Below are 14,331 nucleotides of genomic sequence, written 5' to 3'. Positions count from 1 at the left end.
CTGTCCCCCGCTAAGTAATGATTATGCAGCTTCACAAAAATTCGCGTCTGTACTTTTTATATTTGTGCAGGAATAGTGTTCGCGGGGACTGTCCCCCTGGCCGGTATTGACATAAAAAGGACAAGCATTTATAGCTGGTATAAACTATGGAGAAGCTTATATGCAGCTACTGCTGAAGGAAGAACCAGGAAAAACTCTCAGTCCGGGTGCTGATTCATCTGAAGACACCCTTGAATCTCAGCGCAGTCCCAACCTGCTGTGCTACGGATGCATGAGCAGGATAACCAGTCAGGATGCAGGCATCAATGTCAACGGCAGCCACAGGCACGTGTTTGTAAACCCCCACGGACTGTTTTTTGAGATAGGCTGCTTTTCCTGGGCTGTAAACTGTCTGGGTACAGGCCCGAGTACCGAGGAGTTTTCCTGGTTCCCCGGCTATGCATGGCAGATCGCTGTATGCGTTTCATGCCTCATGCACCTGGGATGGCGCTACGAAGCACCCGATACCGGAGGGTTTTACGGGCTCATCATGGACCGTTTGATCCTGGAATCCTAGCATGAAAGGTGAAGCATCAACGCTGCAGCAGATACATGGGATCCACTGCATCCCCCAGCACATAAACTCCGAGATGCAGATGGGGCCCGGTGGCCCTGCCGGTCATGCCCACCTCCCCCAGCTTTTCCCCACTGGTCAGAAAGTTGCCTTCTTGAACATCTATTCTGCTCAGGTGCATGTAAAGAGAATGTATTCCCTGGCCATGATCCAGTATGACAGTCTTGCCTCCGAAATAAAAATCCCCGGTCAAAACTACGCGTCCCCTGGCTATCGACTTCACCGGTGTACCTTCCGGTCCCCTGAAATCCACTCCCTGGTGTGCAGACCTGGGCTGCCCGTTTAAAAACCTCTGAACACCGAAAGGAGAACTCACCTCTCCCGGGACAGGCTCCCTGAAGTCACCGTCCCAGTACCTGTCCATTGTAAGGGAACCCAGTGCGGATCTTATCTGCTTTCTGTCCCGGGCGATGCGGTCATGCACTTCCTGAGGAGGGGTAACCATTTCCTCGGGCAGGCTCAGATGCTGTTCAGGGTATTCCTTGTCCTTTACCGTTATTGTAAACGTCTTGTTCCGGCTTTTTTCATCCCGGTACAGAACCAGGTCCAGTTCGTATGCCCCCTTTCTGGCAAGCCCTGCCCCAAGAAGGATCCTTTGCGCCCCGGGCTGATCCACAGGCACTGCAAACTCCCTGTCCATCCAGCCGACCATTATTCCCGTCAGCTTCTCATCAGAACTGATCTCCACCCAGAACGGTTCGCCCCGTCCGACTTCTGAGGGAACCTGGATATCCAGGGCATAAACCGGCATGGCCCAGAAAAAAAACACCAGCAGGAAAAAGATAATTTTCCTGGTCATTTGCTCATCCTCCAACATGAATATAAGTAAAAACCCAAAACTTGTGGTTATCTGTTATTGTATATCTGGATTTTCGTAACCATTCAGGGGGTCCTCGGTATTGATTACAGGCACAAGGCCGGGGGACTGTCCCCGCAAGAACTAACCAGATCAAAAGCAATCAGTTTTGCGAATTAATGATTTCAGTAACCACAAAAATGTTGTCGCGGGGACTGTCCCCCGGCCGGTTCCGGCACCCCCTGAATGGTTACAATCCCAGAATGCAGACAGGGTGCAGGGGGCTCGCCTTCATTGACAACCCGGGCATATAACGGATAATGGTCAGAGCCATGGAATACGGCAATTATCGGGAAAAAAACCGGACCAGATGCATCAGATGCGCAGAATGCTGCCGCAGAAACAGCCCGGCCCTGCACCAGGAAGACCTTCCCCTCATCACCCAGAAAAACCTGGGGCGAAGCACCCTGATTCTATACCGCAGGGGAGAACCGGCCATGGATAACGTAATGGGCACTCCTGTGCTTCTGGCCGGGGAAATGATCAAAATTAAGTCAGCTGATACCGGTCACCGGGGATGTCTGTTTCTGGACCTCCGGTCCGGCCATTGCAGCATTTACGGTTCCAGGCCCATGGAGTGCAGCATTCTGGAATGCTGGAACACTGCCCCCCTGATGAACTATTACCAGGAAAACCGCCTGACCAGGGCGGATATATTTCCCCGGGGATCGGCCATGGATGAGCTCATCCGCATGCACGAGGAGCAATGCCCTGTTACAGAACTATCGAGCATGCTGCAACAGGAAATAAACACCCCCGGGACACTCCGGGAGGAAATAAACAGTCTCCTGGCTTTTGACGATTCCTTTCGGCAGGGATTTCAGAAAAAAACCGGGGCTCATGAAGAGGACATGTTCTTCTACTTCGGACGTCCCCTCAAGGACCTGGTCCGCCCCCTTATGGATTTCATGAAATTAAATCCAGACAGCGGAACCTGACAGTCACTCCTGAACCAGCCCGTCCGCCTTGTCCCTTGCCATTCCGGCCAGATCCTCTGCTCCCCGGGCCATGGCCTGGATGGAATCCCTGGAAAAGCCTCCCTTCTCCACCCGCCTGTAGATCCACTGGGCTTCATAAACCACATCGTGCCCCGCTTCTGCTATTGCCGGCTTTGAAACCAGGTCCACGATCCTGCTCCTGATATTTTCCCTGAGCATTATCAGCTGCTTGATCCTGGAAGCAAGTTCGCTTCTCCTGTCATCATCAGATTCTTCCACCTGCCAGTATTCAAAATAGACGGAATTAAGATCCTCCACCGCATCCAGGTAGTCCTGCACCAGGCCCAGCACCCCTGGCTCCTGTGCCGTCATGGAAAACACGTAGGCCAGATACTCCAGACGACTGGCTGTTATCTCCAGCATTTCCACAATTTCACCAGAGCTTAAAAGCCTTTCCTGCATCCCTTGGGGGGTGGCCACCTCCCTGGGCTCATTTTGGCCCAGGTACACCAGTCTTTCAAAGAGTTCCGGGCCATAACGGTCCACGACCAGGTCGATTACCCGGGGCTGCAGCAGGTGCCCCAGGATTTCCTCCCTGGCCTGCAGCACTTCCTGAGACTGGTGCTGCAGTCCGGTAAGCTCAGTGGCATAATGCATGTTCAACTCCTTGAAACTCAGGGTGAATACGCCCTGACCCCCGGGAACAGATCCCGGATGATAGTGCCTGAATATCAGGTTTGCCAGGTCCTGTACAAACCTGTCCGTAATCACCTGATCTTCCGGGAGCCTTTCAGAATCCTCGGCATCCTCTAAAGGTTCCTCCTCCGGGTCAATTAAAAAGTCTTCCAGAGGATCCAGGCGGGTGATGTCCGCCGGGTCTTCAGGCACTTGCACCGGGTACATCTCTATTCCAGGTTCATCAGGTTCCACCGGGGGATCGCGAAACTGAAAATGCCACACAAGTGTTCCCCCGCCCAGGAGCAGAAATGCCAGCACCACTGAAACAACGGTTTTTTTGCCCATAAGCTCGCCCCGTCGGTATTAAGCCCAAAAAAATCAGGCTCCCTGCCACCTGACAGGAATTCTGACCATTTTGCAGGCCTTGTTCTGAAACAATAGATATCCGTTTTCCCGGCCGAAAAGATACAGGTCCCGGGTAATAGCCACATCCTGACGGCAATAGTCGATAATCCTGTCCATGCTGCCTTCCTTCCACCACTTCAGGGCCAGCATGCCACTGGCGGTCTTGTTTATACCCAGTGTATGCCTGGCCAGGTGGTCCAGGGACAGACGATGCCCCAGCCTGGATTGAACCTCCTGGAGAATATCCAGGCTGGGCAGAGAAAAGAAATCATAATCCGAAACCCCCTGAAGCACCCGGTAGTCAAACTTCAAAATATTAAACCCTACTACCAGAGAAAAATCCTCCAGAAAAGCCCCAAGATCAGAACTCTGCTCCTGGTCAAAGGTATTAAATTCCAGGGTCCTGGAATCATAAACCACTGCAAAACTCACCCCCATGCGGTGGCAGTTGCTCCATCCTCCGACCTCCTGGGCCGAATGCCTGGTCTCAACATCCATCACGGCATAGGAAAAACCCTTTGGGCTGCTCTTATGCCTGTTGACTTCGTGCCCGGTTTTATGATCCAGGCTCCCGACCACGGCAGGAGCAGCAGGTTCTTTTATTTCCCCAGTCTTTTCACCTCCCAGGGCATGCAGCAGATGCATGGCTGCGTCCTTTTCCAGAGGTCTGTTGCCGGAACCGCACTTGGGGGAATAAATGCATCCAGGGCAGCCGTTTTCGCATGGACACGATGAGAGCACCCTGCCGGCCCTGGCTATGAGCTTGTCCGCCAGTTCAAAAGCCTGTCTGCAAAGCCCGATACCTCCAGGTGTACCGTCATAAATAAAAACCGCTCCCCTTTGCAGCTCCTGGTGCATGGGAACAGCAATGCCTCCCAGGTCATTGCGGTCCGTTAAGATAATCAGGGGCATGCAGCCGATGAGGCCGTGCTCCAGGGCATGCAGACCGCCCATGAAATGCAGCCTTTTGTTCTCAATCTCCTGACGCACCCGGTCTTCCAGAGTAAACCATATCCCCTGGGTCTCAAAGACCAGCGGGGGCAAATCCAGGGGAATGAGCCCGATGCGGGCCTGTCCCCGCACCAGCCTTTTTTCGTAGGCACTGACCTGCTCGGTAACCTTAAGCCGCCCCAGGCTGAGCTCACCGGCTGAGGTCTCCCTGGTGGCCTGAACTTCCACGATTTCGGTGTATTTATCGATTAATGGCCTGGTATAATAATCCACCTTTGCTCTGGAAACGTACACCGCAAAGGTCTCGGTATCCAGGTCCTGGACTACGTAAGTATCCCCCATATGCAGGTATACAGCCCCGGGATGGGTCTCCTTGAAGGCCCTGACTCCGTCTACTTCACCCAGAAACTCTCCTGTGTTATTCTCGAAAATACTGTAGGTCTGCCCGGTGCCACGCAGGTTCACATCCTTGTGGGGATATCTGCTGCGGGTATAATAAAAACCCTGGTCCCGGGATGAGATAAGTTCTCCATCTTTTTCCAGCAATTTAATACACTTTTCTGCTTCTGTGTCCAGGATATCTTCATGGAGGCCCAGAGGCTTTTCCGCTGCGGCACAAACCAGATGTTTGCGCATAATGCTTGGATTTTCGGGGTTTATGACTGCGCTTTCAGGTTCCAGGCTGAAAAACTCCTCGGGGTTTCGAAGCAGGTACTGATCCAGGGCGTCCTCGTGGCCGATTAATATGATGGCGCTGTCCCTGCCGCTTCTGCCCACCCTGCCCCCGCGCTGCATGGTAGCCATTACCGACCCGGGATAACCCACCAGCAAACACACGTCCAGGTGCCCGATGTCTATGCCGAGCTCTAGAGCGCTGGTGGAAACCACGGCCAGCAGTTCTCCCGAGGCCAGCTTGTTCTCGATCTCCCGGCGCTGCTCCGGTAGAAAACCGGCCCGGTAGGCGCTGATGTACTTCTTCAGCCTCCCGGCCCTTTGGGAGGCCCACATGGCAATGAGCTCGGTCATCTTCCTGGACTGGGTGTAGACAATGGTGCGCAGACCAAGCTCCAGGGCCTTCTGCAGGATTCTGATGGCACTCTGGGCCGCTCCCTGCATCTCGGAGTCCAGCAGCAGGAAGTGCTTTTTACCCGCCGGGGCGCCCCCTTCCAGGATGACCTGCGGCTCCTGCCCGGTAAGCGCCCTGCACAGGGCCCCTGGATTGGCGATGGTGGCTGAGCTGAAGACAAATACCGGTTTCCGGCCGTACCAGGCGCAGATACGTTTGAGCCTCCTGAATACCCAGGCCATGTTGGAGCCCATGACCCCGCGATAGGTATGAACCTCGTCCACAACGATATATTTCAGCCCTGAAAAAAAGCCCTGCCACCCCCGGTGATAAGGTAGAAATGAACGGTGCAGCATGTCGGGGTTGGTCAGGAGAATATGGGGAGGTCTTCTTTTGATTCCGGCCCTGGCCTGGGGATCTGTGTCGCCGTCGTACACGGCACAATCCATCAACACATCCGGGCCCAAGGCTTTGCCCAAAACTTCCAGATTCTGAAGCTGGTCCCGGGTCAGGGCTTTGAGGGGGAACAGATAAAGGGCCCTGGAAGCAGGGTCGTTTATTATGGATTCCAGGACCGGTATGTTGTAAATCAGGGACTTTCCACTGGCGGTAGGGGTGGCGGTGACTACGCTTTGTCCCTGGCGGATCAGGTTCACAGCCCGGGCCTGGTGGGAATAAAAGCTCCGGATGCCTGCAGATTCCAGGGCCTGTACCAAAGGTGGAGGCAGGCCGCTTATGTCCTCGTATACTGCTGTTCTGGCGGGTATCTCATTCACGGCGACCAGGGTAAGCCCCTGCAGGTCCGCCTGACCCATCTGCTGCAATAATCTATCAATGCCTTGCATTTAAACACATCTTATCATCACCTTGAGAGTTCAAAGTTCCTGGTTCTTCGTTCCTGGTTCTTCGTTCCAGAAACCGATTTTAACGACCAACATGTCTGTTTGAAATTTGTGCAAAGCGCCTATTGACTGTCCAGTCATCACAAAGAACTCAGAAATCTGCTGCAACCCTGTAATAATATCATTTGGGCTGGATATTATATTTCTTCAGCTTGTACTGCAGCAGGCTCTTGGAAATATTTAACAGCTCCGCAGCCTTGACCTGGACAAAATTGCTTTTGACAAGGGCCCTTCTAATAAGTGCAGCCTCAATCTTTTCCAGAGTTCCGGACAGTTCCAGTTCTACCGGCAGAAGATCTACAGCACTCTTGAACTGGGCCTCTTCATCCTTGATCTCGCTTGGGAGGTCCTCCACCCCGATCTCATCCTTGGAGGCAAGTATCATGCAGCGCTCCACCACGTTTTCCAGCTGGCGTACATTGCCGGGCCACTCGTATGCTGTCAGGTATTCCAGGGCTTCAGGGGCGAATTTCCTGTTCTCCTGTTCATTTTCAGCAGATATTTTATGCATGAAATGCGCAACAAGCAATGGGATATCCTCACGCCTCTCCCGCAGGGGCGGCAGGTGGATGCCCACAACATTCAGGCGGTAATACAGGTCCTCCCGAAAATGTCCCTGCTCAACTGCCTGCTTCAGATCCTTGTTGGTGGCGGTCACCAGCCTGATATCGACATGAATGGTCCTGGAACCGCCCACACGCTCAAAGGCCTTTTCCTGCAGGACCCGCAGAAGCTTTACCTGCAGCTCCTGGGAAAGCTCCCCCACTTCGTCCAGGAAAAGAGTGCCCCCGTCTGCAAGCTCGAAACGTCCCTTTTTCATGGCCGTGGCACCGGTAAAAGAACCCTTTTCGTGCCCGAAGAGCTCACTTTCCAGGACCCCGGGGCTTAAAGACATGCAGTTGATAGAGATAAAGGGACCCTCCCGGCGGGGAGAGGAGTAATGTATGGCCTTGGCTATGAGCTCCTTGCCGGTGCCTGACTCCCCGGTGACCAGGACGGTGGACCTGCTGCGGGCCACCTTGGACACAAGCTGCAGCACCTCCCTGATGCCCCTGCTGCTGCCCACCAGCTTGTGCGGGCCGTACTGCTCAGCCAGAGTCTGGGTCAAAAGCCTCTTTTCCTGCTCCGACTTTGACAAAAGGGCCGCCTTGCGTACCGAGAGCATAAGCTCGTCGTTGGAAAAAGGCTTGGTAATATAATCGAAAGCACCGCAGCGCATAGCCTCAACCGCACCGTCGATGCTTCCGTAAGCGGTCATGATCAGTACCGGTATCTGGGAGTGGTGTTTCTGGATATGCTCCAGGATATCCTGGCCGCTGACCCCGGGCATTTTCATGTCCGTGATGACCACGTCCACTTCTGACTCGTCCAGGTAATCCAGGGCCATCTGTGGATCATACAGGGCGGTTACGGAATATCCTTCTTCTTCCAGCAACGTCTCCAGGATGAGCAGGTAGTTTTTCTCGTCATCTATAACAAGTACATGGCTGTTCATGGCTGTATCGCTTTCAACCTCTCTGGTTACTGCTTGGTTCGGCGTTGAACCTCACTTCAATTCTGGCTCCGCCTTGGGGTTGATTACTCAGATAGAGGTCTGCCTCGTGGTTTTGAAGTATTCCGGAAACAATGGCCAGCCCCAGGCCGGTTCCGGTATCCTTTGTGGTGTAAAAAGGCTCCAGGTATCTGTCAATCATGGAGGGCTCAAATCCGGGACCACTGTCTGAAACCACCACCACCGGGGCATTGTCCCATTTTATCACCACCCATATCCTGCCTCCCCGGGAGCAGGCCTGCAGGGAATTGGTAAATATGTTATAAAATGCTCTATAAAGCAGGTCCCTATCCCCCATGACATGCATTTGCTCCGGAAAATCCTTCTCCAGAGAGATGCTGTGTTTTTCCAGTTCTGAGCCCAGAAAAGACAGCACCTCCTCCCAGATTCGCACCAGGTCCACCTGTTCCAGCCTGGGCTGTTTCGGGCGGGCATAATCCAGAAAATCATTAACGGTCTGGCTGAGCCTCTTGGATTCGTCGAAAATGGCCTCCAGCAGCCTGGCATCTGAAGAGCCCTGCTTTCTGGCCCGGTTGTAAAGGATTTCACTGCTGCTTCGAATGATGCCCAGGGGATTGCGGATCTCGTGGGCTATGCTGGCCACCATCCTGCCCATGCTGGCCAGTTTCTCATTTAAATGCAGCTCCTTTTCCAGCCTTTCTTTTTCCCGTATTCTCTGGTCCAGCACTTTGTCAGTGCGCAGTATAATCATATACAGTAGAAAAAACAGCACCAGGGAAAAAGTGAAAGAACCGATGATGATCATCCACTGAAAGTGGATCACTGTCTCATAGTCGGAAGTGATGTCCTGGTTGAATTCCAGGATGCCCATAATAAGCTCGTCTTTGACTCCAGGAGTTCTTTCCGCACGCAGGGGATATACAGTTCTAAGGACAATGGAATCCGGCTCCAGTGAAAATCTGAACATGGCCTGCCATGAGGTTATGTTTTTTTTCAGCTTGAAACTGTGCAGACCATGTTCAAAGGCGGCAACCACCATTGAATCGGACAGTTCCGTCTCGCCCACCTGATCCTTTTTCAAAGAATAGGAAACAACTCCCTGGTGGTCATAAATCCTGACGTCAAGAACATGGAAGCTGTGAATGGTGGACCTGACCACTTGATCCAGACGCTCGTACTGGGCCTCCTGTCGAAGCTCTATCCGGCCGAAACCGAGTACCGTGGGCAGGGTGAATCTCTGGTAGATCTGGTGATTCAGGTTTTCCGCCAGGAGCAGGGCAAACTCGTGATTTTTGCTGATAATTGTTTCTCTGGCATGGTTGGCGATAAATATCGATAATGCCAGACTGGAAGCCAGTATAATAATCAGCGAACTCCAGGAGAGAAACTTGACAAAAGGGAAAGGTTTGACCGGGTCAGAACGTATTAACAACCTGAACAAACTGGAACTCCTGCCACGCACCTGGCGTGGTCAATCTGCATGGCCCGCCTTAGAAGTTTAGCTGTAGGGTGAACTCTCAAGGTGTCAATAAACAACAATTCAACCCAGCCTGGCCAGAAGTGCACCGATCCTGCTCAGGCAGTCCTTGAGCACCTCGTCGCTGACTGCATATGAAATGCGCACACACCTGTCGTCTCCGAAGGCCTGTCCAGGCACCAGGGCGATCTTTTCCTCTTCAAGGATAACTTTGCACAACTCCGTGGAACTGTCCACCCTGTCGTTGTAAAATGCATCCACCCTGGGAAAGACATAAAATGCTCCCTGGGGGCGGGGACATACAGCCCCCTTCCATGTACCGATTATGTCCAGAGCCAGATCCCTGCGCCGGGCGAAACTTGCCCGCATTTCCCCCACCATCGCGAATGAATCCTCCAGCCCGGCCAGGGCCCCTTTCTGGGCAAAGGAGCAGACATTGGAAGTGGATTGTCCCTGTACCTTGCTCATGGCCTTTACCAGGTCCTGCTGGGCCAGGACGTATCCTATCCGCCACCCGGTCATGGAAAAGGTCTTGGACAGTCCGTTGACTATGGCGACCATATCCGGATGCCGGGTCCAGAAGCTGCAAAGAGATGCTGGTTCAGCAGGGGGATAAACCAACTGGTCATAGACCTCGTCGCAGATAACGAAAATATTTCTGGAAACCGCCCACCGGGCAAGCTCCTCTAACTTCTCCAGTCTGTAATGACAGCCCGTGGGGTTGGAAGGGGTGTTCAGGATGAGCACCTTTGTCCTGGAAGTTGCATACTGTTCCAGTTCTCTGGTAGTCACCAGGAAATCATCCTCAGGCTCTGTTGGCACGATGACAGGAATTCCCTCCGCCAGCTGCACCATGTCCGGGTAGCTGACCCAGTATGGACCCGGGATCAAAACCTCATCCCCGGAATCCACAAGGACCTGGAGCAGGTTGTAAAGACATTGTTTGCCTCCATTGGAAACGATTACCTCATTCTGGGAGCATTCCACCCCGTAGGTCCTTGAAAAATATCCTGCCACGGCCTTTCTAAGCTCGGGCATGCCCGGCACTGCGGTATACCTGGTGAAACCCTGATCCAGGGCGTCTTTTGCAGCATTGACTATATGCTGCGGGGTGGGAAAGTCCGGCTCTCCCACAGCCAGGCTGAATACATTTTCACCCTGGGCACGCAGCTCCTGGGCTTTGGCGTTTATGGCCAGAGTAGCCGAGGGTTGAATACTTGAGACTCTTTTGCTAAACTTCATCTTTTTTCGCTCCTTGAATATAATGCTGGGATGTATCTTTTTTAGCGCTTTGCATGTGGCACGGGTACTGGCTCCACCAGGACCCGCTTGTCCCTGGAAATGAGTCATTTTATAACCCTGAGAGTACTACAGACGCACAAGCCCGGCCCGCGCAGCCCGCATAAAGGCCTGTCCGGCAAACCGTGCTGCCCGGCTGTACTGCTTTACACAACAGCGAAGCTGTTTTATAAAAATCTGCTTTAGTGACTGACACCTCATATCCAGTCACAATAAACAAACGAACCACGCAAAGGGCGTAGCAGGCATAGATTTACAGGATAAGCAATCAACGGCCGGAAGCCGCAGATTGTATTAGCCATCGCCAAAGGCGAGTGATTACCTTTTGGCCTGGCTTCCGGCCAGGACAAAAATGTTTTTCTCTTAATCAATCTCTTAATCCTGTTAATCCTGTCAAAAAACTCTTTTCTTTACTGGGTTGCGGGCACAGCCCGCGTTAGAATTAAAAAACGAGCTGTACATTAATAAAACTTTCGACGGAGGTAAATATTAATTTGCCGCCTCGAACCGGAGGACACCAGTGAAGGTACTTAGAACCCCCAATATGGAAAGGTGCATAGGGTGCTACTCCTGTTCCCTGGCATGCGCCAGGAATGTTTACAAATCCCTGTCCTGGAAAAGGGCTGGGATCCAGATACGCACCTCTGGCGGCATCAGTACCGGTTTTGAGGCCAGGGTCTGCCTGGCCTGCCAGCCGGCAGCCTGTGCCGCAGCCTGTCCCACCGGGGCCCTGCGCCAAAGGCCGGGTGGCGGAGTTTTTTTCAAAGAAAAAAGGTGCATAAACTGCGCAGAGTGCTCTACAGCCTGTCCCGTGGATGCCATTTACTTTGATCCGGTCCGGGAAACACCGGTACTTTGCATACACTGCGGACGCTGCGTCTCCTTTTGCCCCCACGAATGCCTGGAAATGGTGGATACATCCAAGGAGAATCAGTAATGAATAATAATTTCAAGGTTATTGTAGTGGATATCGGCACCGGCAAATCCTCCCTGGAATATTTCGACAGCCGCAGGGAGTGGCTGGGAGGCAGCGGTCTGGCAGCAGGACTCTTCAGTCATTTCGGGCTGCCGGATGAGGACGCCTTTCATCCTGATCAGCCCCTGATTCTGGCCATCGGTCCCCTGACAGGCTACTTTCCGTTGATGAGCAAAACAGTGCTGGGATTTATGTCGCCCTATAACAACCAGTATTCAGAATCCCACGCCGGAGGACGCTCCGCCCTTTCCCTCAAGTTCGCCGGCTATGACGCCCTGGTCATCCGGGGGCGGGCAAAAAAACCGGTTTGCATAGGTTTGGGCTCCAGAGAGGTGCGCATCCAGGATGTTCACTTCCTGCAAGGCATGGATATTTTCAAGACCGGCAAAAAATTGCGCAATCTCAAACCCGCCAACCCCGGCCATAGAAGCATTCTGCGCATCGGACCCGCCGGGGAAAACCTGGTCCGCTTCGCCTGCATCAATGTGGACACCTATCGTCATTTTGGACGCATGGGCGGCGGGGCAGCCATGGGGGCCAAAAACCTTAAAGGTATCATCCTGTCCGGGGACAGCCACCTGGATCTGGATGCGGATATCAGAAAGGAATACACTCAAGTTTATAACGATATCTATTCCACAATAGTACAAAGCGGAGCAATGCGCAAATACCACGACCTGGGCACTCCGGAAAATATCATCCCCCTTAATGAACTCCAGGCCCTGCCCTGGCGTAACCTGCAAAGCACCTATGATCCCGACGTAGAAGGCATTTCCGGTGAAAAATTCGGTAAGGACCTGCTTTTAAGGCAGGTGGCCTGTGCCGGGTGCCCGGTGGGCTGCATCCATATAGGGCTTTTGCGGGAACGTTTCGCTGAAGAGCACGAATACATTTACCGCCAGGTTTCATACGACTACGAGCCCATTTTCGGGGTGGGCACCATGCTGGGAGTCAAGACCGGTCCAGGGGTTCTGACCCTTCTTGAAGACGTGGAAAAAACGGGCCTGGATGCCATCAGTGCTGGAGTAGCCCTGGCCTGGGCCACAGAAGCCCTGCAAAAGAAAATCATTACCAGGGATCTTACCCTGGCCGACCTGCAGTTCGGCGATGTACAGTCCTACCGTGAAGGCCTGGCGCACCTGACACAGCAACCCAATGAGTTTTACAGAACTTTGGCCCTGGGTACCATGAAGGCAGCTGAAAAATTCGGAGGCGAGGATTTCGCCTGTGTTCTGGGTCAGGAAATGGCTGGCTATGCCACCGGGGAAAACTACTTTGTCAGCCAGGCCTTGGGATTCAGGCATTCCCATCTTGACACCGGGGCCTATGGACTGGACCAGGAAAAGGATTCCAGGAACCTGGACAAGTCCATAAAGTACATGCAGGATCAGGAGGACTACAGGATTTTGATGTGCTCCATGGTCGGCTGCCTTTTCGCCCGCAAGGCCTACCCCAAAAATAATATCCTCAGGGCCTTGAACTCTCTGGGATATGAATATAATGAAAGTGAGCTTGATGAATGCGTTGAAAAAATTAAATATCACCGCTGGGCCCTGAAGTTCAAAACCGGATTCAGGCCTGAGGACATAAAGATTCCCTCCAGATATCAGGAGGTTACCACCTGGAAAGGCCGGATCGACGCTGACTATATGCACAACCTTAAACAGGAGTACCAGAAAGTACTCCAGGATATGGCCCGCAAGCACCGGGAAAAATCAGGAGAAGCCCCATGAACATTTACGAGATGGTCGCCCGCTCCAGGAGTTATCGCCGTTTCTACGAAAACTTCAGGGTCAGCATCGAGACACTGACGTCTCTGGTTGACCTGAGCAGGCTGACCCCCTCGGCCGCCAACCTGCAGCCTCTGCGCTACATCATCAGCAACGACCCTGAAATCAACCAGTCCATTTTCGAGACCCTTTCATGGGCGGCTTATCTCAAAGATTGGGATGGACCTCAAAAGGGTGAAAGGCCTTCAGCCTATATCGTCATGCTGGGAGAAAAAAAGCATTCCCAAACCGCTGCCTGGGATATGGGTATCGCCGCTCAGACTATTATGCTGGCGGCAACCGAGTCCGGCCTGGGGGGATGCATGGTGGGGTCAATTAAAAAAGATGTCCTGGCCCGGGTTCTGGAAGTACCTGAAGCATTTGAAATCCTGCTGGTCCTGGCCCTGGGCAAGCCCAAGGAAATGGTCGTGCTGGAAATCATCAGGCCAGGAGATGATATTAAATACTGGCGAGACAACAAAAAAGTACACCACGTCCCCAAAAGACCATTGGAAGAAGTCCTGCTGAAAAGCTATGAAAGAAAGCAAAGCGATCAGGACTGAACCAGCTCTTTTAAAGAGGACTACACCCTCAACCCAAGATATAAAGAAACCTTAACCGCCCGTTCGAAGATTTACCCAGTTGAATACGGCTTTGCCGGAGACCGAAGGTCTATTCAACCGGGCGAGCTCAAGACGCAAAGGTCGCAAAGGAAGACAGGAAGATTTTTTTCATTTGCCGGGTGTACGGCAAATGAAAAGGCAGCCTTGTCCAAAACCGTGTCCCGGTTTTGGACAATACACCTGCTTCGCGTCTTTAACTTTGCGTACTTTGCCTGCCCAGTTGAATTGCTCGAAGAGCAAGCCCGAAGGGCATTCAACCGGGGCG

General features: G+C 52.9%; 11 protein-coding genes. 5 read left to right on the top strand and 6 right to left on the bottom strand.

Features of this window, described 5'->3' with window-relative positions:
- Positions 1-160 precede the first annotated feature (160 nt).
- Complete coding sequence (locus QZP87_RS13600; protein ID WP_291323465.1) at positions 161-556, top strand: cereblon family protein; 396 nt, start codon at positions 161-163, stop codon at positions 554-556.
- 16 nt (positions 557-572) lie between these two features.
- Here QZP87_RS13600 and QZP87_RS13595 read toward each other — a convergent pair whose 3' ends face one another.
- Complete coding sequence (locus QZP87_RS13595; protein ID WP_291323464.1) at positions 573-1,412, bottom strand: M23 family metallopeptidase; 840 nt, start codon at positions 1,410-1,412, stop codon at positions 573-575.
- Between the two features lie 317 nt (positions 1,413-1,729).
- Here QZP87_RS13595 and QZP87_RS13590 point away from each other — a divergent pair, with 317 nt between their 5' ends.
- Complete coding sequence (locus QZP87_RS13590; RefSeq protein WP_291323463.1) at positions 1,730-2,407, top strand: YkgJ family cysteine cluster protein; 678 nt, start codon at positions 1,730-1,732, stop codon at positions 2,405-2,407.
- Positions 2,408-2,410: 3 nt separating this feature from the next.
- On the opposite strand, the gene QZP87_RS13585 is transcribed toward QZP87_RS13590, so the two are convergent.
- The 5 genes from QZP87_RS13585 to QZP87_RS13565 all read right to left on the bottom strand — a co-directional run bounded on the left by QZP87_RS13585 (position 2,411) and on the right by QZP87_RS13565 (position 10,641).
- The gene (locus QZP87_RS13585; protein WP_291323462.1) at positions 2,411-3,430 is read right to left on the bottom strand and encodes a hypothetical protein; all 1,020 of its coding nucleotides are present in this window, start codon (positions 3,428-3,430) and stop codon (positions 2,411-2,413) included.
- A gap of 33 nt (positions 3,431-3,463) precedes the next feature.
- Positions 3,464-6,352, bottom strand: coding sequence for a DEAD/DEAH box helicase (locus QZP87_RS13580; RefSeq protein ID WP_291323461.1), 2,889 nt, complete (start codon positions 6,350-6,352; stop codon positions 3,464-3,466).
- Between the two features lie 178 nt (positions 6,353-6,530).
- Complete coding sequence (locus QZP87_RS13575) at positions 6,531-7,904, bottom strand: sigma-54 dependent transcriptional regulator (RefSeq protein ID WP_291323460.1); 1,374 nt, start codon at positions 7,902-7,904, stop codon at positions 6,531-6,533.
- A gap of 13 nt (positions 7,905-7,917) precedes the next feature.
- Positions 7,918-9,363: an ATP-binding protein gene (locus QZP87_RS13570; RefSeq protein WP_291323459.1), complete on the bottom strand. Its 1,446-nt coding sequence runs from the start codon at positions 9,361-9,363 to the stop codon at positions 7,918-7,920.
- 99 nt (positions 9,364-9,462) lie between these two features.
- The gene (locus tag QZP87_RS13565; RefSeq protein ID WP_291323458.1) at positions 9,463-10,641 is read right to left on the bottom strand and encodes a pyridoxal phosphate-dependent aminotransferase; all 1,179 of its coding nucleotides are present in this window, start codon (positions 10,639-10,641) and stop codon (positions 9,463-9,465) included.
- A 577-nt stretch (positions 10,642-11,218) separates the two neighbouring features.
- Between QZP87_RS13565 and QZP87_RS13560 the strand changes: the two genes are divergently transcribed.
- The 3 genes from QZP87_RS13560 to QZP87_RS13550 are packed head-to-tail and all read left to right on the top strand — an operon-like array spanning position 11,219 to position 14,006.
- Complete coding sequence (locus QZP87_RS13560; protein ID WP_291323457.1) at positions 11,219-11,635, top strand: 4Fe-4S binding protein; 417 nt, start codon at positions 11,219-11,221, stop codon at positions 11,633-11,635.
- A complete protein-coding gene (locus tag QZP87_RS13555; protein ID WP_291323456.1) occupies positions 11,635-13,407 on the top strand; it encodes an aldehyde ferredoxin oxidoreductase N-terminal domain-containing protein in 1,773 nt (590 codons plus the stop codon). Before QZP87_RS13560 ends, QZP87_RS13555 begins: the two co-directional genes overlap by 1 nt.
- Positions 13,404-14,006: a nitroreductase family protein gene (locus QZP87_RS13550; protein WP_291323455.1), complete on the top strand. Its 603-nt coding sequence runs from the start codon at positions 13,404-13,406 to the stop codon at positions 14,004-14,006. Before QZP87_RS13555 ends, QZP87_RS13550 begins: the two co-directional genes overlap by 4 nt.
- Positions 14,007-14,331 lie beyond the last annotated feature (325 nt).

It is taken from the genome of Desulfonatronospira sp. (genome assembly GCA_003563255.1).
GTDB lineage: Bacteria > Desulfobacterota > Desulfovibrionia > Desulfovibrionales > Desulfonatronovibrionaceae > Desulfonatronospira.
The sequence above is the reverse complement of the archived record's forward strand: the minus strand, read 5'-3'. Positions and strand labels throughout refer to the sequence as shown.